This is a genomic window from Bacillus sp. ISL-55, from assembly GCF_018613155.1.
In the GTDB taxonomy this organism is placed as follows: Bacteria; Bacillota; Bacilli; order Bacillales; family Cytobacillaceae; genus Mesobacillus.
The window spans coordinates 1-19,764 of sequence record NZ_JAGGQU010000009.1; the positions used below are offsets into that span (position 1 = coordinate 1).

Below are 19,764 nucleotides of genomic sequence, written 5' to 3' on the forward strand. Positions count from 1 at the left end.
TGTTTTTTGCAAGACTCAAGTAATGATAGTGAGGGGGTAGGAACATAATGGGTACAATTATAATAATTAATAAGGATATAAAGAAAAAATCTTTATTAAACTGGAATAATAGCTGGATTAATAAGTTTGAATCAATTTGGAGTATATTTGAAAAAATAAAGCTAGCAAACAATATTAGCAATAAAGAAATTTTACATCTGTTCGCAAGTGATAAAATTGCTCCAGCTAACAATCGCTCAATATATTTTTCTGAATTTAATTCAGAGACGAATATATTAATTGGTTATGATCTCTATAAACATCAATTGAACATAGTCAAATTACTTTCTACTGGACTACCAATTGATAATTTCCCTCTTGAAAAGTTGTTTAGAAAGGAAGTTACAACTTGCAAAACATGTATAGAGTTTAATTATCATAGCATATTCCATCAATTTAAGTTCTTAAGCTACTGCCCTTTTCATAAAATACCTTTGGCTATCACTAACCATAAAAAGAATATTATAGTTGATGCTTCTCTTGATAGTAATTTTCAACTTAATGCAGTAAGTAGAGATGTAGAAACAAGCGAAAAAGTTCATTTGTTTTTTAATTCAAAAAAGAAATGGCAAACAGTAAACTCAAATAAATTTCAGTTAAGCTGTGCTGTTACAAAAGAATTAATTGAAAAAAAATCAAATAAAGGAAATGTAACTCTTTATTTTGATCCATGTGTATTCTTTGTCAGGGAGGCTGCTTTAGAGAAGTATAACTACATTTTATCTAATAAATATAAAGTGAATATTGGTAAAGAAGAGTGCCTTACCTTCAGTAGTCCAAAAGCAACTAATCATGAAGAGAAATTCAATTTTACTGAAAACGACTTTAAATTACTGTATTTATCTACTCTAAAAACCTTTTATTCTATTGTAAGGCACCTTAAAGCTACCATATTATTTAAACACAAAAAATGTATAGAATTGAATATAAGAAATCATCCTGTTAAACCAAAGTGTCCATACTCAAACACTTACGTTCATTGGAGAAAGTTTATTGAGGGGCTTAATAATATTTCTGAAGTAGAGAAAAAAATTTCAAAAACTCATGATTCTTACCTTAATTTTAAAGTTTATTGCTACCAAGAACATGGTTTTTTTGAAAGACTTTTTTATACAACGATATCCTCTATTGATGAAAAATTTAGAACTCGCAAATTAGTTTTGTGGTTAATTAATAAAATTTATGGAAAGGTTATTACTAACTATTTCTATTGTTGGTTCGAGCACTTTCAGCGAAGGGAAGTCAATGAAAATACTTATTATTATTGTCCTCTAGAATTGGATTACATACCAACTTTTATAGTTGAAATAAATAAGGACCAAAAAGATTCTGTTAACCTTCACATTTGGAAAAAGTAACCAAGTTAAATTATCTTATCAAAAGTTAACAAACCAAATACCTAAAAGGCATTTGGTTCATTCTGCTTATTATTATCTAGTCCGATTTGATTCTTGTTAATATATCTAATATTCTCGCATCAGAATTACCTAGTAGACTTAATAAGGTTAATACATCTTTATTACGGTTCCAATGTTGTACCGCATAAGATTGTCTAAGTTGTTGGGGACTCATACTTTTTGAGAATGAATTTGTATATTTCTCAACTATTAGTTGAATGCTTCGAATTGAAAGGGGTGTGTAACTTCCTAAATGGTTTTTCCCAAATAAGGTTTTACTTTCATTTAAAAAACTTTCCTTTATCAATTTAGAATAGTGAACTTTTAAGTGAGTCAAAGCTGTTAGTGAAATTGGTACTAAGACTTTTTCTCCTTTTCTTATAACTATTATTATTTTTTCCTCCCACTTTATATCATTTTCTTTTAACGAAATTACTTCTGCTGCACGTAAGCCAGATTCTAAAATCAAGCTAACAATTGTTATATCTCTATTTTTATTCTTTTGGAAGGATGTGCGTTGCCGTGCTGAAATATTTTCTCTTTCATAATCATTTATTATAAAGTCTAATAATTCCTTTGTTTTACTTCCGGATAAAATAATGGTTGAAATTTCATTAGCTACTGTTTGCTTCGTTTTCTTTCTCAAATGAATATAGTTCATAACATTTCTGTTAAAATAACTCTCACCATCATCATCTTCATATTCTACTGTAAGATATACAAATAATGAACGGAGGGATGAAATTTTTCGGTTAATTGTATTATCCGAATGTTTCATTTCGAACTCTAGCCAATTTAGATATTCTTGAACTTCATTCTTACTCAACTTTTCTAAATCGTATAAAGTAACAGATTCAGAGGTCCTAGATATAAATATTCCTTGTTCACAATTCCAATTTAAAAAATGATGGATGTCCGAGGCATATCCATATACTGTATCAAACGAGCGTTTATTTTTAATTTTAACATCCAAGAACTCATTAACAAACCACGGAAGTTGGCCCTTTATATTTTCAATTGTTTTTAATTTTCCTTCATGTAAATTCATTCTGCTTTTCTCCCGAATTACTTCATTTTTAACTAGGAAAGATTAAACGTGTAATTAGTCTACTATAGAAATTAACTAAAAATAATATCTAAAAATGTTCCAATTATTTGAGGCCTATTTTGGGGTTCGTTCTTGTCTAGTTAGTCTTTAAAATACTTGAAGCTCATTATTTTGCAACCAAACACACTTTTACCTTTAAAAGTGGCGTCATTTCTAGGAACCAACTACACCTAATTAAAATCAAAATCATTTCTATACAATTATCTCAGCTTATCCACAGCTCCTTAAAAATGAAGGTAGTTCCCAATAATCTTGAATGAATTCTGTTAATGAACTAGTTGATCATAATTGGTGAGAATCAGGAGTTCAAGCGTTAATGAAAGCCATGCATTACGAAGTCTATATCGGTAGAAATTGTATATTGTAGATTAAAATATTGCAGTAAATATGAATTTCAAGAAATTGTTAAAATGTTTCTTGATATTTTTCTTTTTGTGATGTGCATCACATTTCCGATAGGAGAACCCGGTTATGCTATCGGTGTAATCACATTAAGGAGGAATTCAGATCATGAGAAAATCTTATTTTAGAGGGATAAGTTTAGTGATAGCAGCAGGTATCTATCTTGCCGGGTGTGGTATCGAACCTGCCAAAGATGTTACAGAGGCGACTGCCAAGGAAAAGCAGCAAGTCGAAGAAAAATCAGAACAAGCATCAAAAAATGCTCAGGTAGACAAGTTTTATTTTACAGCCAATGAAGGGGGAACAATAAGCAAGGTAAATGCTATGAACAATGAGGTTGTTAAAACGATTCAAGCAGATGGGGTTGTCCATAATATTCAAGTGTCACCCGATGGAAAGACAGTTGCTGCTACGATCGTCCCGAGCATGGGGGCTCACGGAGGTGACGAGCATGATGATGGAGGACATGAAATGAAAATGAATGGCACTGCCCTTTTTTATGATACTGAATCAGATGAGTTGCTGAAAGAAGTAGAAGTCGGCAGCCATCCGGCCCATGTTGTGTATACAGAGGATGGAAAATACGCCCTTGTCACAAACAATGAGGACAATAATGTTTCCGTTATTGATACTAAAGACTACACTGTGGTCAATACAATAGGAACAGGGAAAGGCCCGCATGGCTTCAGGATATCAAGCGACAGCAAGCATGCTTATATAGCGAACATGGGTGAGGATTCTGTCAGTGTCATTAATCTCGAATCAATGAAAGAAGATCGCAAAATACAGGTAGGTGCCGCTCCGGTCACGACAGGAATAAGCGCTGATGGGAAGACATTGGTAACAACGCTCAATGCTGAAAATGCTCTGGCAATTGTTGATCTTGAAAGTGGAAACATAGAGAAGGTAGGAGTCGGTATTGGCCCGGCTCAAGTATATCTTGATGCTAATGATCAATTTGCCTACGTGGCCAATCAGGGAACAGAGAGTAATCCTTCTAATAGCATAACGATTGTAGATTTGAAATCAAAAGCAGCAGTTTCCACAATTGAAACGGGTAAAGGAGCGCATGGTGTGGTGCTGAGCGGTGACAGTAAGACGGCGTATGTGACCAATATGTTCGAAGATACGGTAAGCATTATAGATCTTGAAGCGAAAGAAGTAAAACAAACGATTCAGGTTGGAGAAGTCCCAAATGGGATCACGATCATGAAGTAATGGATGGATGCCGCGCCTCTTATCTTGGGGGGCGACTTTTTGCATGAATGAATACAATTATTCGTCACATAAACTCGATTGTTTCTACACATTTGACTTATAGAATCAAAATGAATTAAGGGTTCCCCTTAGTAAAGGAGGCTTTGTATACCATGAAGCTAGTAAAATGGACAGTAAATACAAGTAAACTAATCGGGGAGATGAATGGACAAGTATAAAAGAATCGTGCTGTTGGCAGCAACTGTTAAGCGATTCAAAAGGCTAGCCTGATAGCCAACGCAATTTGACTTCGACTGCCGGAAAGTGGCTTGAAAACTTCAGTCTTTCGTAAAGAAAGAGGCCAATATCAACAACTCCGGTAAGTTTAGAAGAAGTTGCGAGGACTAAATCTAGTTAGGTTCCAACTAGGGAGGAAATCGGAAAAACACATTGGTGAAAGGCTATATATACCGATTGAAGAAGGGACTGAAAGTAAAAAAGGAAGCCAGGTAGGCTTCCTCTTTGAAATCAGTTTCTTATTCTACATTTTAATGCTCTAACGGAAGATGTTATTATTCAGGTTTATTATTTGCATCAGGATCGGGAGTGAAGTTTACTTTAAACCCATCATATTTAACCATATTCACCATTCCTGCAGTGGCATGATGCAAATCGTGACAATGGAATAGCCAGTTACCAGGATTGTCTGCTTTAAATGCAACGACATATTCATCACCAGGTTTTAAATTAATCGTATCTTTCATGATTGGAGCACCTTCTACAGGTTTTCCATTTTTGCTAAGAACCTGGAAGAAGTGACCATGCAAGTGCATAGGATGGTCATCCATCATAGAATTGTTGGTCAGTGTTACTTTAACAAGATCGCCTTCCTCGACATTTATACTATCAGTTTCTGGGAAAGTTTTGCCGTTAATCGTATATGCCATTTCGTTGCCATCCATCGTTGTGTTTAAATCCATTTTATATTCAATATCATATTTTTGATCCAGTGAAAATTCACCCTTTTCAGAGCCGCCATAATTCATAAAGGAAAATTCAGGTAAATCTTCGGACTTGTTAGATTTGTCAGCTGAATCAGTAGAGTTTTCATATTGAATTTTTGTATTCATTCCACTTGAACCTTCCATATCTCCGTGGCACTCTATGAACCATTCTCCAGGGTTGTTTGCCGTAAACTCAATGTCATATCTCTCACCGGGTGCTATTGAGATTACTTGATCCTTCAATTCTTTTGGTTTATTTAGTTCTTGTCCGTCAATTGCTGCGACTTTAAAGTCATGGCCATGCAGGTGAATTTTATGAGACATATACCCTACATTGACAAGACGAATTCTGACCTTTTCTCCTTCTTTGACCTTTAATGGTTCAATGCTGTTACCGCTTTTGCCATTTATCGTAAAGATATCGTAAGCACTCATATCGTGGCCCATTTCTTCCATTCCATCCATGCTTTCATTCTCATTTGACCCCATATCGCCGTGATCCATGCCACCAGAATCAGTTTCTTTATCACTGTCCTCGTCTGAATCCATATTACCGTGGTCCATTCCCTCCATACTGGATTCAGCTTCTTCTGGCTTGCTCATCCACTCGTCTAGCATAAGGGTATAATCACGATCATAAGACTTATCATTTGGCTCTACAATAAATGAACCATAAAGCCCTTTATCCATTTGTTCAACAGCATTTTGATGGGTATGATACATATAAGTTCCCGGATCCTCAGGGGTAAATTCATAGGTGAAGCTTTCACCTGGCTGGACTGCATTTTGTGTCACACCTGGGATGCCATCCATTTCATTTGGCACTGTAATTCCATGCCAGTGTATAGAGATTGGTTCATTCAGTTCATTTTTAAGATTTATTTTTAATTTCTCTCCTTGCTTTACCCGAATTTGGGAGCCGGGAACAGAACCATTGAAAGTAAGTGCTTTTACACTAACATCCTCACTTAGCTGATGCTTGGCTTCTTTGGCAATAATATTTATTTCATTGCCAGTAAGTGTTTCAGTAACGTTAGCAGTTTGTAGACCTTCTAAATTTTCTTTTACTTCAGAGCTAGGTTCTTCTTCCATGTTTTTATGATCCATTTCACTCATACTGCTACTGGAACAGGCAGCAATAAAAAGGGTGGAGAAAATGAGAATTGAAAGGAACTTTAATTTCATGCTGTATACCTCCTGAAATTTTTTTAAGGAAATCATAATACAAATAATTGCAGAAATTATGGATGAAAATTCGTCGTTTTTTTAGAAAATAGTTATTTGGGTATGAGTTACCATGAAATTTTTGTAAAGTTTTATTTTATCAATTAATAATTAGAAATTTCTGCAAAAAGTAATGTTAAGATTGTTTAAATAGGAGGTGGCGAATTTGGATAAAACAGGAAGGAAGTTAAAAGCCCTGCTATATAAATGGGCTTTTTAATTTTCTTTGTGTTTCGTTGCTTGTACCAGAGTGTGTATATTCTTGTCTGAAATTTATGGTTAAAGAAAAAGGCGTTTTTTTCTAATATTTTATTGCGCATCTCATTCAATTTAATTCATTATATAGGACTGTTAATTTAGAAAGGAATAACTTTAATGAACTTATTTATCAGACACATGGTTGTTGGATTGACAAGCAGTATTCTTGTCTACCTATTCTTAAGTAGTCGCTCCGAATGGAGTCCCATGCATGCTTGGAATAGATCTTATGCTGATGTATCTCTTATTCTTCTCTTCATTACCATTATAATCGGTCCATTAAGTAGATTAAATAACCTATTTATTCGCTTTTTATCATGGAGAAGGGAGTTAGGGATTTGGTGTTTTATCATGGCTTTACTACATGTATATGTACTATTCCAGGGGTGGTTTTACTGGGAACCGATCAGACTGATCATTGGCGTGAACCAAGAAACTGGCCAGCTTTCGTTTGATCCTGGTTTCACCCTCGCTAACCTAGTTGGTGCTGTGGGATTAGCTTACTTATTTCTGCTTGCTTTAATATCAAATAATTATGCAATAAAAATATTAGGGGGAAGGAGTTGGGACTACCTCCAAAAGAAAAGTGGGACACTTTATATTCTAGTAGTATTGCACACTGCATTTTTTCTCTTCTTTTTTAGATTAGGCAGTTATAATTGGGTACAAAAACCTTTTTTAGTAACCGTAACAGTTATTCTCGTGCTGCAATGGGCTGTTTTTATTCGAAGCGTCTACCAAAGCAAAAATTGAAGGAAAATAGAATAGAGTTCTTATTTTTTTCAATTAGAAAAATATGCCTTGCGATTGTATTTTCAGTTTCATTTATTTAAGTGTGTTACTGTGAGCATCTTAAGAGATATGCATTTTATATGCAGTTTATTTACTTAATGCATGGGTATCCTATCAAATGAAAGGAAAAAACAGAAAGGGTGATTCTATGTATAACCAAACTTATGAACAGTGTATTCAGGCTTGCCTTGAATGTTTGGAGGCTTGCAATGTATGCTATGATGCTTGTTTCCATGAAGAAGACTTAAAAATGATGGCAGATTGTATAAGAATGGATCGGGAATGCGCTGACATTTGTGCTTTCGCTGCCAAATCTATGCAATCAAACAGTCCTTTCGTAAAACAAATCTGCCTGTTATGTGCAGATATTTGCGAGGCTTGCGGAAACGAATGCAAGAAGCATTCACATGAACACTGTCAAAAATGTGCAGATGCTTGCTTTAAATGTGCAGAAGCATGCCGACAAATGGTATAGTAACCCAAAAAACAGACACTTGGTGTCTGTTTTTTTGTCTTCAAGATGTCTGAATTCCGACATGCCGGCAAAGCCCTTACCCTAAAAGTCTACATGGAAATCTAGTCTATTATTCTATTTCCGGTCATATAAATCGAGTAAGTTGATAGTTTTAGAACGGAGTGAACGAATGAACAAAAGACATCAAAATACTATATTTTTAATAAGAGTTCACAAGATTTATTTCGCGTTTTTTTTCTTAATTATTAGTATTATATTTTTCATTAATTTTCTTGATTTTAAAGAAAAAATAAATTCTTCCTTTATTACAGCTACTAGCGAAAACGTACATACTAATATCATCCTAAGTCTCATGGCAACTGAAATAGGATCGCTTAGCTCAGTTATTAATGAACAAGAAACACCCTCTATCTCCCGAGCAGTATTTCTCTCTTTTACAAATATTTGGCCAGAAGACACTAGAACATTTCTCGGTCGAGAAATTCCAGGTTTTTTCAACTTTAATACCGAAATTGCTATCGCAGGAATTGGGACAGATCTTACCACAATGCCAATGGAATCTGCTCCTCCGTTAGAAGTGCTTTTGAAAGAGAAAGAAATGGCAGAACAGGAGCTAGGCGAAAAAAATGTTTCACAAGAAAAAGGGATTTCGCCTGTCCTTAATACCGGAAAGGATGTGGCATATATTTATCATTCCCACAGCTGGGAAGCTTTTTTGCCCTCATTGCCTGGAAAGAAGACCGCAAATGAAGCTGTAAGTTTAAATGAAAGTAAAAACATAATAGCAGTGGGGAAAAAGCTAAGAGACGAATTAATGAAAAAAGGCATTGGAGCAAGCCACAGCACGTCCAATGTTACAGAGGAATTAAAAAAGAAAAATTGGAATTACAATGATTCATATACGCTTTCAAGAGAGTCAGTAAAAGAGGTAATGGCACAAGAATCTTCTATTAGTTATCTTATAGATATTCACAGGGATTCCCAACCTAAAAAGCTTACAACTACAATGATCAACGGAAAACCGTTTGCAAGATTATTTTTTATAGTGGGGAGGGAAAATAAAAACTATGAAAGTAATCTTGCCTTAGCCAAAGAATTGAATAAAATGCTAGAAGAGAAATTCCCAGGAATCAGCAGAGGTGTTTTTGTAAAGACAAAAGATGATGGAAATGGAGTATATAATCAGGACCTTTCCAGCCAATCGATGCTGCTTGAGTTTGGAGGAATAGAGAATAATAGCATTGAATTGGATCATTCTATTAAAGCATTTGCGGAAGTTTTCAGTGAATATTATTGGGAAGCTGAGGAAGTAAACGGGAATTGATAGTTTTGCGATTGTGATAGAGTCTATAACTCTATCCACCTACGGAACTTTTGACAGAAGATCGAAACCCAATTCTTCAAAGTTTGCCCATCTCCCTCTTGTTAAATCAGAACCGTTTGTCAATATCGGTGCTTCATAAAAAATGCACAGCTTTATGGGATATTAGTAACAAAAGTAAAGGAATAATAAATTTCAGGAGGAAACGATGACTAAAAAGAAGAAACAAAACAAAGAGCAAAAGTTTGGCTTAGGGTGGCTCTTTCTAGTAGTAATGGGTTTATTCGTGATTATAATTCTTCTTCCTAATAACGGAGGAAATAAAATGACATTTTCTGACTTGCATGGTCTGAGCTATTCAGAAGATGGAGAAAAGTTAATTGCAGCAGTCCATGATGGTTTAAAGGTATACTCTAATGGATCATGGTCAATACCAGAAGGACCAAAAAATGATTATATGGGGTATTCACCCGTTAAGGATGGATTTTACAGCAGTGGACACCCAGCACCTGGTTCTAACCTTCAAAATCCCTTAGGAATTGTAAAAAGCAAGGACAATGGACAGACAGTTGATGTAGTTGATTTGCATGGGGAGGCAGATTTCCATGCATTGTCCGTAGGGTACGAAACAGAAGAAATCTATGTCTTTGCATCTGAACCTAATTCCAAAATGAAAGAACGAGGATTTTACTACTCAAATAATCAGGGAGAAACCTGGAATTTAATGAATTTGCAAGGGATTTCCGGCTCTCCTTTAGTAATGGCGGCACATCCTTCCAAAAATGGAACATTCGCAATTGGAACAGATCAGGGTCTCTATCTTTCTGAGAACTATGGGGATTCGTTTGAACAGATAGTAACGGATTTAAGTGTGAGTGCTGCTGTATTTTCAGAGGATGATACAATAATTGCAGGAACAAATAATGGTGACAAGCGAATCTTACAAATTAATATCAGTGATAGTAGTTTCAGTAATTTAAATATGCCCCAAAACTTTGAGGGAAATATCTCTTATATTGCCGTAAACCGTGAAAACAAAAAAGAGCTCTCATTTGCAACCGATTTACTAAATGTATATACAAGTAGTGATAGTGGCAAAACATGGGATGAAATTGTTGAAGAAGGTACAAGTAGGAAGTCAGGAGAAAAGTAATCTCTTAAATAGAAATGCAACCTGATAGTGAAAATTATATAGAATTGTATGAAGTTTACTGTCAAAAGAGTGAAGGATAAGCTAAAAGCCATCCAAGTATAAATAATAGAGGATGGCTTTTCCTAAATTCTCCGTAATAGTGCCAATCATTCAATTTTTTTATGTCCCCGAAGAGAACAATAAACCCGGTTCTGCAGGTCTTTAGAAGACATTCCAAGGTTTTAGATGGCAACCATGCTTGGGAAATGGGTTCGCAGGATCGAGTATTCAACTTGCTAAATATCTTTATGACACTCAAATGATAAACCCTTTTTATGTGCAAAAAGATACACAGGTAGTAGGCAGGCAATACCAAAAAAGCAAACTGAAAATCAAGTGCAATGCTTATCTTGTTTTGCGTTCACATTAATTACATATTTTTCTAAAAATTAATTTGTTTATATTTACATAGGGTACAGGGGTATAGTATATTGGTTATAGAAGGGGGGAAGCTAAATGCAACCTGAAATAAAAACGAATACTTTAATTGCTGATGAAGTAAATTGTTACGAGCTCGAAAGGAAAAGTCATCACTCGGATAAAGTGAAAAACTCACTTTTGATTCGACTAAACCGGATAGAAGGTCAAATACGTGGCATAAAAGGTTTAATCGAAAGAGACACTTATTGTGATGATGTCATTACACAAATATCAGCAACCCAATCTGCTTTGAACAGCGTGGCAAAAGTTCTTTTAGAAGGACATTTAAAGGGATGCGTAGTGGACCGCCTGGAGCAAGGAGATTTCGATGTATTAGATGAAGTACTCGTTACAATTCATAAGTTAATAAAAAAGTAAAGGAGCTGTTAGAAATGGAAAAGGTAACATTAAATGTACTTGGTATGTCGTGTGGACATTGTGTTAAAGCGATTGAAGGTAGTGTAGGAGAATTACCTGGAGTTTCAAATGTTAAAGTTTATCTTGAAAGCGGAAAAGTCGATGTGGAATACAGTCCAACGGAAGTTTCCCTGGATAAGATTAAGGAAACTATTGATGATCAAGGTTATGATGTGAATTAATTATGAAGAAGGGTGTGCTTAATGCGACACCCTTTCTTTTAATAACATGTATACCCTGCATGGGTATATAACCAATCTTGATAATATAGTATTTATCCTCATTTCCAGCTAAAAAGGAGGAAGAAAAATGGGTGAGAAATCAATAGCAAAGACTCAAACTGATCTTTCAGAAGAAAACGTTACATTGAGTATCACTGGAATGACATGTGCTGCGTGTGCGACACGCATCGAGAAAAACATTGCCAAAGTTCCAGGTGTACAAAAGGCTAATGTGAACCTCGCTACTGAGAAAGCTTCTGTTATATATGATCCTGCTGTTGCTTCTGTTAATGATGTCATTGCGAAAATAAAAAAGACGGGCTATGGAGTTCAGGAGGAAAAAGTCCAACTCGATATCATTGGAATGACATGTGCATCATGTTCAACTCGTGTTGAAAAAGGCTTGAAAAAGGTTGAAGGAGTTACTAGCGCAGCTGTCAATTTAGCAACTGAAAAAGCAATTATCGAATATATTCCTGGCAACACAAATATCGAGCAAATAATGGCGGCTGTAAAAAAAGTCGGCTACGATGCCAGGGTAGTAGGCGATAGTAATGATGATTATGAGCGTAGCGCAAGGGAAAAGGAATACAAAACGCAGGTCAGAAAATTCACTGTAGGGGCAATCCTTTCTGTGTTTTTCTTAATTCAAATGATATCGGATTTTGCGATGGAATATGGAAATGGGATGTTTTTTCATATGAGTCCATGGGTTCAATTCCTTCTTGCTACTCCAGTTCAATTCTATGTAGGAGGCCATTATTACCGTGATGCCTTCAACGCGGTTCGTGGGGGCAGTGCAAACATGGCAGTTTTAGTTGTACTGGGAACTTCAGCCGCATATTTTTACAGTTTAATTGTCACGATATTAGGAACAGGGCAATTTTTGTATTATGAAGCAGCTGCCATTGTTATGACCTTAATTGTTTTGGGGAAATTGCTTGAAACAAGGGCAAAAGGGCAAACATCTGAAGCAATTAAAACGCTCATGGGACTTCAAGCAAAAACAGCAAAGGTCCTACGAAATGGAGAAGAACTTGATATTCCACTAGAAGAGGTTCAAACAGGTGACTTGATTTTTGTTCGAGCAGGAGAAAAGGTTCCAGTAGATGGAGAAATAATCGAGGGAAATACTACAGTTGATGAATCCATGCTTACCGGTGAAAGTATGCCTGTTACAAAAGGAAAAGGCGACACAGTTATTGGAGCAACTGTAAATAAACACGGGGCGTTTACCTTTAAAGCGACCAAAGTTGGAAAGGATACTGCGTTAGCTCAAATTATCAAACTTGTCGAAGAAGCTCAGGGCTCAAAAGCCCCTATTCAGAAACTTGCCGATAAAATATCTGGAATCTTTGTCCCGATTGTCATACTAATTGCATTAGGTACTTTTGCTATAACTTATTTCCTGGCAGGATTTACGCCTGCCCTTGTCAGCACTATTGCTGTGCTGGTTATTGCATGTCCTTGTGCATTAGGCTTGGCTACACCAACTGCAGTAATGGTTGGTACTGGAAAAGGTGCTGAAAATGGCCTCCTTATTAAAGGAGCTGAACATCTTCAAACAGCACAGCGGGTAACTACCGTTGTACTGGATAAGACCGGTACTATAACTAAAGGAGAACCCGATGTAACAGATATCATCACATTTGGGGAATACAGTGAAAATGAATTATTGCAATTAGCTGCTTCTGCCGAAAAAGGTTCAGAGCATCCACTTGGAGAAGCAATTATTAATGGAGCAAAAGGGAAGAATCTTCAGCTCCAGGATGCTCAAAATTTTAATGCCATCCCAGGGCATGGAATTCAAGTGGACATAAATGATCAAAAGGTATTTATAGGGAATAAAAAGTTAATGCACAAAAATAGTATCGTTATTGATACTGCATTAAATCGAATGGAAAAACTTGAAGGTGAAGGGAAAACTGCTATGTTAATAGCAGTTAATGACAACCTTGCCGGTATAATCGCAGTTGCTGATACAGTAAAGGAAACATCTGCAAAAGCAATTAAACACCTTAAAAACATGGGCATAGAAGTTATTATGATAACTGGCGATAATAAATTGACAGCCGAGGCTATCGCCAATCAGGTGGGGGTTGATCGGGTACTTGCCGAAGTTCTCCCAGAAGACAAATCAGCCGAGGTAGAAAAATTGAAGCAGGAAGGGAAAATTGTAGCCATGGTCGGGGATGGTATCAATGATGCACCAGCACTAGCTGCTGCGCATGTTGGTATTGCCATTGGAACAGGTACAGATGTTGCTATGGAAGCTGCGGATATCACCTTAATGCGAGGTGATTTAATGGGAATAGTTGATACAATTAGCTTATCAAAATCTACAATGAGAAAAATCAAACAAAATCTTTTCTGGGCATTTGCGTATAATGTCATATTGATACCGGTTGCAGCAATCGGCCTTTTAAACCCAATTCTCGCTGGAGGAGCTATGGCTTTCAGTTCTGTTTCAGTAGTTGGCAATACACTGTTTTTACGAAAATGGAAACCTATTCGCTAGAAAAGGTCTAGAAAAAAGTACAAGAAATGGGAGTGACTTACTGAGTCATTCTCGTTTCTTCCCTTACCTATGAAAAAACCATACTGATTAGTAATTTTTAAATGATTGCCTTCTATGCAGTTATTAAGTAATAATTTTGACTTTCAGATAAATGTTCGCAGATGGGGAATAAAAGATTAAGGGAATTGATGTGTCTAATTACTAATTCAGGGTAAGATAATCTAAAATGCCAAAGGAGGAGTTTGTTGAATGTTAAGAATTAATACAAAAGGATTAATGCTATTTGTATTGCTGACCTCTCTTTTATTACTACTAGGGGCATGTGCAAATGCAAATGAAGAAAAAAATGAAAGTACGGGGAATAACAATACAGAAGAGAACCAAGATAATATGGATGAAGATATGGAAGATATGGATCATGGCAATATGGATATGTCCGGTTCGGGTGAAGTTCCTGAAGGTTTAAAAGAGGCGGCTTCACCAGCTTATAAAGTTGGGAGCAAAGCAATTATTGAATCCGATCATATGCCAGGTATGAAAGGTTCGGAAGCAACTATTGTAGGGGCATTTGACACAACAGTTTATACTGTTTCATATACTCCGACTACCGGGGGAGAAAGAGTGGAAGATCATAAATGGGTGATTCATGAAGAGTTAGAGGGAGTCAGAGAAGAAGCACTTAAACCTGGAGCAGAAGTTACTATAAATGCTGAACATATGGAGGGAATGGACGGGGTAACTGCTGAAATTGATTCTGCTGAACAAACAACAGTGTACATGGTTGATTTCACACTGACTACGAATGGTGAAGAAGTGAAAAATCATAAATGGGTAACAGAAGATGAACTATCACCGGTTGAATAAAACAACTTAAAAGTAACAGGGTGTCAGGTAAGTCATATTTTAGACTTTCTGAACACCCTTTTTTATGTGATTATTTTTCGAGTTACCCTTTGTAAATAAAAGGCCATTATATAAGATAATTAAGATGTTCTTTCTTCTATTTTAGTTCTTCTAAATACTGCCTCAATTCTTGCTACAATTCTGCCTCACTAGATCGTTTTAAAGGAAACAGAGAGTGGAAAAAAGAATAATTGGTTATCAGTTGCTAAATTATTAAAATGCTTTAGCCATTGAACTTTAGTCTTGAAGAAACAATACTTTATGACTTGTCTAAGTTGATTCTTGAATCAACTTGAATCAGGAAAGACGTCCGATAATCTAGGATTATCAGATTTCTCCACATTTTCTTGATTTTTTTAATCTATTATTAAATGAGTAATACAAATAAAATGAAGTAGTTATTGAGTTAGGGTGAGAATTTTATATGCCTTCTAGGTTGAAGAATATATCTTTTAAATTGGGCCTTTTGTTCAGTGGGATATTTGTCTGCTTCCTTCTACTGCTTGGTTTGGTCCTCTATAGTGTTTTCACAAATGTCTTGATTGATTATATTAAGCAGGATGTCCTCACGCGTGGAAACAACCACGCCCGTATTTTAGAAGAAAACTTCGACCGGGCAACGATTGGCCATGTGGTTGAAATGGAACAAGGAGTCACAACTGAGGTGCTTATTGTAGATTCCGAAAACAATATCATCGCTGCTTCAAAAGACCCCGACAATGACATGAAGAAGCATCTTGGAGAAAACAGGAGAAAAAGCAGTTATATTCTAGAAGATGATTGGAGGGACCATCGCTATATCATCTCAGTCTCTGTTATTGGCGATCAAGAAGGGTATGTTTACATGTACTATCCTTCAAACATCCTCCGAGAAATCGTCTTTGTCATGAATGCCCTTATCACAATAGCCAGTATTGGGATTATCCTCCTGGCTTTCGGGCTTATCGGTATTTTGTCAAAAAAACTGACCAGTCCATTGCTTGCAATGAAGGAAGCCACTTCTAAAATGTCATTGGGAAAGTATATGCAAACGATTCCGGTCAAAGGCGAGGATGAAGTAGCCCAACTTGGCATATCTATCCAGAAGTTGGGTGAACAACTTCAATACTTTGAAGATAGCAGGAATGAATTCCTGGCTGCAGTATCCCATGAACTTCGGACTCCCTTGACATACATCAAAGGGTACAGCGATGTGTTGAAAAAAGGAATGGCAAATAGCGACGAAGAAAAAGAGGAGTACTTATCAATCATAAATAAAGAGGCACAGCGGCTATCCATCATGATTAATGACCTGTTTGAAATGAGCAAGCTTCAGGTGGGGAAATTCGAACTGGATAAAAGGCCGGTCAACCTAAATGAGCTAATTAATAAAACAGCTACGAACCTCAGACCTGAAGTGGTAAAAAAAGGACTGAAGATCACTCTTGAACTTGAGGACGGACTGCCAAAAACAAAAGTAGATAAAGAGAGAATGGAGCAGGTTTTCTACAACCTGCTTGAAAACGCGGTAAAATACAGCACTGAAGGCGAAATTACCATTCGATCCTCGACCAAAAAGGACCTTGTTGTTGTAGAAATCTGTGATACTGGGGAAGGAATACCTAAGCCTGAACTTTCCCGAATTTGGGATAGATTTTACCGGGTGGAACGTTCAAGGGGAAGGAAAACTGGAGGAACAGGTCTTGGACTCTATGTGGTGAAGCAAATTATCGAAGCCCATGGTGGACAGATTCAGGTTAACAGTAAGCTGAATGAAGGTACTGTTTTTACCATCTACTTAAAAACTTCCAAGGAGAGAGTGGAATGAACAAAATATTGATTGTTGACGACGAGGCACAAATGAGAAAGCTGGTTAAACTTTATCTGCTTCAAGAAGGCTATCATGTGGAGGAAGCAGAGGACGGACAGGAGGCAATTGACATGCTTCGAAAGGATGACTACGACCTGATGATTCTGGATGTAATGATGCCTATGATGGACGGGTGGGAGACAATACAGCATGTGCGTAAAATGTCTGACTTGCCGATTATCATGCTTACTGCTAAGGGTGCTGTCCAGGACAAAGTTACTGGCTTATCAACAGGGGCGGATGATTACCTTGTCAAACCTTTTGATGAAGCAGAGCTGCTAGTAAGGGTCAAAGCACTCCTTAGGAGGACCGGCCATTCCAATTCTGGAGAGAACATCTTGAAGTATCAGGGGATGGTAATTGACCTCATCGCGAGGGAAGCAATGTATGAAGGGTTGAGCATCAACCTGACACAGACTGAATTCGACATTCTCGCAGCACTAATCGAGCACAGGGGAAAAGTCTTATCACGAGAACAACTTGTGGATATGATTTGGGGGATTGAATTCATGGGTGAGGACCGGACTGTGGATTCGCATATCAAAAACCTTCGTGAAAAGTTGCAGAAAGCTGGAGTGGATAAGTCTATTGTTAAGACAGTTTGGGGTATTGGATATAAAATGGAATAGTGGTGATGAAAAATGAAGCGTTTATTGCCGATCATCATAATGACATTTTCCACCATAACAGGGTTGTTTTTCCTATTTTTCGTAGTCAGAATGATATGGTTCCCGCCAACTTCCATGGGGATGATGATGGGAAGGCAAATGATGTACCATCATATGCGTTTCTGGTTCGGTCAGGCTTTTTGGCTGTTCCTTATATTGCTTGGAATCGGTTTGTTGCTGTGGATGGTGTTCAACCGCATTAATCGAAAAAAATAAGTAGTCATAACCCTTTTATGCCTTCCTTGTTCACTTCAAGAACAAGGAAGGCTGTTTTATTTTATACAGTAGTGACCTATAGTGTATCAGCCAATAAGAAAATTACATATTTATTAATTTCAATTAAGGAGATGACGCAAAGAATTTTGGTATCGCATCAACGGGTCAAACCGTATTCATCAATATTTAGTGAGGATTCAAGTTCTTATATTCATAATTGAAAATGAATTAACTTACTTACTCAACTACGATAATTCCGACCATTCCGTTCTCTCTATGTCCTGGCAGGGAACAATAAAACTCATATGAACCAGTTTCAGTAGGAGTAAAAGAAATGTTTCCCTCCTCATGTGGACTAGCATGTAAATGTAGTCCATCTCCATGTGAATCATGTGAACCATGTGATGTGATGTTTTCCTGGTCGGTATTAGGCAATGTCGGCATTTTTACTATCACGATATCATGCTCTATGGAGTCGTGATTAGTAAAGGTAAGTAAGACTTTTTTGTTTTTTGACAAATTGATTTTACTTGGAGAATAGGAAAATTTTGATGGGTTAACTTGAATAGTTATTCGGTTTAATTGCTCATCCTTGTCATCAGTAGTAATTTGGGAATGGTTCTCATGAATTGGTGATTCTTTTGAAATAACCGACTCTTTATTTAATTGGTTGCCAAAATAAAAGTATCCTACTAAAACAATGAATGTAAAGATTGGCTTTAAAAGCCAACTGGTAAAAACTCTAGTATCTTTGGTTGCTTTTTGTTGGGAAAGAATCAAATACAGGAATAAGGTAGAGACAGTAATAGTCAAAAATATATTTAGAAGAGAAACTGCTTGGAGTCTTGAAATCATTTCACCAAGCATTGCACCCATCATTCCCCCCATCATTCCAGCCATAGATCCCTCAATAACCGGGAGTATCCCAAATGCAAATCCTGCAGCAATACCTACCGAAATTCCAATCAATACGGAAATAAGGGAAGAAAGGAATAAATCTCCTTGATTTAAAAACCCAAAAAGAATCCCTGAGGTTATACCAATATTCATTGATATAGCCATAGATATAACCATGGATGCCATACTCTTCATCTTTGTTCTATATTGGTATGAAAGTATGATGGAAATTAGAGTCACAAGTAATAGTGTCCCTAAAACAAAATAGTGAAATTCGTTCATTCATCTTCGACCTCCTTTATTTGGTACATCATATGTCACTCCTAGACAAGCCATTCTTAAAAAAAGAATTCTATTTAAGAATAATTATTAAAAAATTCTAAATATTTAGTATTTACAAAAGGTTAGTATGGTAGTAAGATTATTTTTAATTACTCCATGAATATACCGTAGCGGGGTAAAGTACATTTGAGGAGGGAATAGAATGGCAAAAGGACAGAAAATATTGTTTCTTGGGGTCTATGGAATGGAAGTTGTAGAGTGCGGAGGTGCATTGGCTAAGAACGTTCTAAATGGTGGAGAATCATTTGCATCCATCATGCTGTGCCGGGAAACTAGCCAACCACAGGTTAGGAATGCAGCAGAAGTACTAGGAGTAAAGGATATTAAATTCCTGAATTTCCAGTATGGTACTGTTGATTTGAGCGTTGAATCCAAGAAGAAAATTGTGAAAATTATAAGGGAGGTTAAACCTGACATCATTATTACCCAAGATCCCGAACATTCCTTTCACGATTTGGACCCCGACCGTCGTCCGGCAATGACATTGCTTCTCGAGGCAATCGCCCTTTCGAGCAGAGATTTTGCTTTAGATGAACTTCCAGGATTAGAACCTCATCCGATTCCAACTATTTACTACATGACACCGCACCATCCTAATACTGTCGTTGACATTACAGAAGTATGGGAGAAAAAAGAACGTGCAATGGATATGCTTGATAGCCAATTAGAATTCAGTGGCATGCATTTTGATGAAATGCTTGATCCGAAAGCAGCTGAAATTCTGTATCCTGGATTCTCAAAATTAACCAACTTTCAGGAAAAAGGAAGAGCTATTCATCAAGTTCTAGATAAAGCTGTTCATGTTTATCATGGACTTGCAACACATGGACATTTTGCTCTTGCTGAAGCCTATCGAAGAGAAGGTAACTTCCATTTACAGGAATTAATTGTATAACAATTAAAA

The 19,764-nt window shown here is 36.6% G+C and carries 17 protein-coding genes; 14 read left to right on the forward strand and 3 right to left on the reverse strand.

Features of this window, described 5'->3' with window-relative positions; translation table 11 throughout:
- Positions 1–47: 47 nt before the first annotated feature.
- Positions 48–1,397: a hypothetical protein gene (locus J7E32_RS04975; protein ID WP_214904531.1), complete on the forward strand. Its 1,350-nt coding sequence runs from the start codon at positions 48–50 to the stop codon at positions 1,395–1,397.
- 76 nt (positions 1,398–1,473) lie between these two features.
- On the opposite strand, the gene J7E32_RS04980 is transcribed toward J7E32_RS04975, so the two are convergent.
- Positions 1,474–2,484 (reverse strand): tyrosine-type recombinase/integrase, encoded by a 1,011-nt coding sequence (locus tag J7E32_RS04980; protein WP_214904534.1) that lies wholly within the window; start codon positions 2,482–2,484, stop codon positions 1,474–1,476.
- Between the two features lie 570 nt (positions 2,485–3,054).
- Here J7E32_RS04980 and J7E32_RS04985 point away from each other — a divergent pair.
- Positions 3,055–4,164, forward strand: coding sequence for a YncE family protein (locus J7E32_RS04985; RefSeq protein WP_214904537.1), 1,110 nt, complete (start codon positions 3,055–3,057; stop codon positions 4,162–4,164).
- Positions 4,165–4,715: 551 nt separating this feature from the next.
- Here the strand turns inward: J7E32_RS04985 and J7E32_RS04990 are convergent.
- Entirely contained in the window at positions 4,716–6,332 is a 1,617-nt protein-coding gene (locus J7E32_RS04990; RefSeq protein ID WP_214904540.1) for a multicopper oxidase family protein, read from the reverse strand.
- Positions 6,333–6,836: 504 nt separating this feature from the next.
- Here J7E32_RS04990 and J7E32_RS04995 point away from each other — a divergent pair.
- The 11 genes from J7E32_RS04995 (at position 6,837) to J7E32_RS05045 (ending at position 17,621) form a co-directional block, all read left to right on the forward strand.
- Positions 6,837–7,382, forward strand: a complete 546-nt coding sequence (locus tag J7E32_RS04995; RefSeq protein WP_251618377.1) for a ferric reductase-like transmembrane domain-containing protein — start codon at positions 6,837–6,839, stop codon at positions 7,380–7,382.
- A 187-nt stretch (positions 7,383–7,569) separates the two neighbouring features.
- Positions 7,570–7,896: a four-helix bundle copper-binding protein gene (locus tag J7E32_RS05000; RefSeq protein ID WP_214904546.1), complete on the forward strand. Its 327-nt coding sequence runs from the start codon at positions 7,570–7,572 to the stop codon at positions 7,894–7,896.
- Positions 7,897–8,065: 169 nt separating this feature from the next.
- Entirely contained in the window at positions 8,066–9,220 is a 1,155-nt protein-coding gene (gene spoIIP / locus J7E32_RS05005) for a stage II sporulation protein P (protein ID WP_214904549.1), read from the forward strand.
- Between the two features lie 205 nt (positions 9,221–9,425).
- On the forward strand, positions 9,426–10,370 hold the full coding sequence (locus J7E32_RS05010; RefSeq protein WP_214904552.1) for a F510_1955 family glycosylhydrolase: 945 nt from the start codon (positions 9,426–9,428) through the stop codon (positions 10,368–10,370).
- A 495-nt stretch (positions 10,371–10,865) separates the two neighbouring features.
- Positions 10,866–11,207 (forward strand): metal-sensitive transcriptional regulator, encoded by a 342-nt coding sequence (locus tag J7E32_RS05015; protein ID WP_192472095.1) that lies wholly within the window; start codon positions 10,866–10,868, stop codon positions 11,205–11,207.
- 14 nt (positions 11,208–11,221) lie between these two features.
- Positions 11,222–11,428, forward strand: coding sequence for a copper chaperone CopZ (copZ, locus tag J7E32_RS05020; protein ID WP_192472096.1), 207 nt, complete (start codon positions 11,222–11,224; stop codon positions 11,426–11,428).
- A gap of 127 nt (positions 11,429–11,555) precedes the next feature.
- Positions 11,556–13,985 carry a heavy metal translocating P-type ATPase gene (locus J7E32_RS05025; protein ID WP_192472097.1) on the forward strand — a complete coding sequence of 810 codons (2,430 nt, stop codon included), beginning with the start codon at positions 11,556–11,558 and terminating at the stop codon, positions 13,983–13,985.
- A 249-nt stretch (positions 13,986–14,234) separates the two neighbouring features.
- Complete coding sequence (locus J7E32_RS05030) at positions 14,235–14,849, forward strand: YdhK family protein (protein ID WP_214904554.1); 615 nt, start codon at positions 14,235–14,237, stop codon at positions 14,847–14,849.
- A 463-nt stretch (positions 14,850–15,312) separates the two neighbouring features.
- A complete protein-coding gene (locus J7E32_RS05035; RefSeq protein WP_286182727.1) occupies positions 15,313–16,695 on the forward strand; it encodes a sensor histidine kinase in 1,383 nt (460 codons plus the stop codon).
- Positions 16,692–17,366: a response regulator transcription factor gene (locus J7E32_RS05040; protein WP_214904557.1), complete on the forward strand. Its 675-nt coding sequence runs from the start codon at positions 16,692–16,694 to the stop codon at positions 17,364–17,366. The genes J7E32_RS05035 and J7E32_RS05040 overlap by 4 nt, the downstream gene beginning before the upstream one ends.
- A 12-nt stretch (positions 17,367–17,378) precedes the next feature.
- On the forward strand, positions 17,379–17,621 hold the full coding sequence (locus J7E32_RS05045) for a hypothetical protein (protein ID WP_214904561.1): 243 nt from the start codon (positions 17,379–17,381) through the stop codon (positions 17,619–17,621).
- A gap of 237 nt (positions 17,622–17,858) precedes the next feature.
- On the opposite strand, the gene J7E32_RS05050 is transcribed toward J7E32_RS05045, so the two are convergent.
- Entirely contained in the window at positions 17,859–18,800 is a 942-nt protein-coding gene (locus J7E32_RS05050) for a plastocyanin/azurin family copper-binding protein (RefSeq protein ID WP_286182730.1), read from the reverse strand.
- A gap of 202 nt (positions 18,801–19,002) precedes the next feature.
- Between J7E32_RS05050 and J7E32_RS05055 the strand changes: the two genes are divergently transcribed.
- Positions 19,003–19,755 (forward strand): PIG-L deacetylase family protein, encoded by a 753-nt coding sequence (locus J7E32_RS05055; protein WP_214904563.1) that lies wholly within the window; start codon positions 19,003–19,005, stop codon positions 19,753–19,755.
- The last annotated feature ends 9 nt before the right edge of the window (positions 19,756–19,764 follow it).